Annotated in this window: 1 protein-coding gene; it reads left to right on the plus strand. The window is 54.0% G+C overall.

Annotated elements, in window-relative coordinates; all coding sequences use genetic code 11:
* Positions 1-853: hypothetical protein (locus tag HZR81_RS23500; RefSeq protein WP_500129386.1), on the plus strand; the 853-nt coding region annotated here is incomplete at its 5' end.
* Positions 854-1,579: the final 726 nt, after the last annotated feature.

A 1,579-nucleotide genomic window follows, 5' to 3' on the forward strand; every position in this document is an offset into this window, starting at 1 on the left:
CTCTCTCTTTAGGATCTCCTATGACAGGTTGGATGTTGGGCGTGGAGGGCTGGATGATGACCTTTTTGAGCGCACATGCATCCGGTTGACCATGGTCACTGAAACCATCAATTTCGCGATCACTAACAAGACGAACCCACTGATCAGCATCGGGTTCGACAATGAAGGCTTCGACCGTTTCCGGCATGAACCTTTTCTGCGACGGCTCATGATGATTCAGAAAGGAGGCTTCAAGGTTGGCCTTCGGTGCGACCTCGCTTCCCTAGAGCTGATGCCGGACAACCCTGAGGCACAGTTGAGTGATTGCCTGCGCATTATCCTCGGCGAGCTGAAGCACCAGCGCGCTAATGGAGGTAAGCGTATGGGCCGCGTGCGGGATTGGAACGCGGAGCTAACCAGTGGTGATGTCGTCGCAGAAAGGCTGCTGAAGGATGGTGTGACCCCCAAACTCGTTACCGCCCACGTTGGCTTGCCTGAGCGCGTTAACAGCCTTCATCGTAAGTTGCGCCGTGAGAATCGTGTTGGCCCGAAGGGAGGCGGTCGAATCGGCAGTCATTCGAGCAGTATCGAGAGAATGCCTCGCCACGCTCTGCTCTTCATGAGCATCTACCTGCTGCTGGCCAAGAACCCCGAGACTCGTATCAATGCGCTGGCCTTTTCGCTCGCGCTCAATGAGTACCGCCTGATCTGGTCGTACCTGAATTTCTCTGAGGCCGATACTCTCGACGCATCTGAATGCTGGCTTCTTGCGTCGGGTTATCGCTCTCAGGAGGTTAGCGTTGTCGAATGCTCCTCCTGCCGTCAGATCAAAATCCAAGATAGGCGAAAGGCGAGCACCTGCCATTGGTGCTAACAAGATAAGGGCTTGATTGCTCACAGTCAGGCTGCAATGAGCTATCGGACCAGGCAATGCCTGGCGTCTTCGTTGGGCTCCCTACCAGGGAGAGCTATGGCGATTATGGGCGCGATATCCGATGAGCATTTGGGTTCCTGCGATACCGAGCGATGATGTAGTCATGACAAGGTTGAAGTGGAAAGAGGTGGCTATGCCGAGCCATGATTCAGTGAAGTGCCAGTGCTGCGGAAAGATGATGGTGCCCAAGACAATCTTTAGTCGCGGCTTCTACGGCGGCTGGGGATGGTGGCTTGGAGGTGGTCGCCCCGTATCGAGCTGCTGCCCGTTCTGCCTATCCGAAAGGTGGGATGGGAGTTCGCCTGACGTCCGTGAAGCGGTCTGGTATCAGGCACTAGGGGTCGTTCTCGCATTCTTGTTTACCTTCATGGTCCTCGTTGCCCTCATCTTTGGCATCGGACTGTTTGATGCAGTTTTCGGTGTCAGGTCTTCGTGGCTTCCTGACCTTATCGCGCTTGTCTGTGCTATATATGCCGGACGTAGCTTCTATAAATGGTTTACACATATACCCGCACAGAGGTAAACAAAAAGCCCGCATCGCGGGCTTTTTTTTAGTCTATGCTCGTTGGGCTTCGTGGCTTACTTGATTCCCGATATTTCTCGCCAGCTTCTTGTAGCTCTCTGTAAGTTGTCTGAGCCGCATTTTTTATGCCCTGCCCCGCATTT

This window comes from Pseudomonas sp. LM13 (assembly GCF_041381355.1).
GTDB lineage: Bacteria > Pseudomonadota > Gammaproteobacteria > Pseudomonadales > Pseudomonadaceae > Stutzerimonas > Stutzerimonas frequens.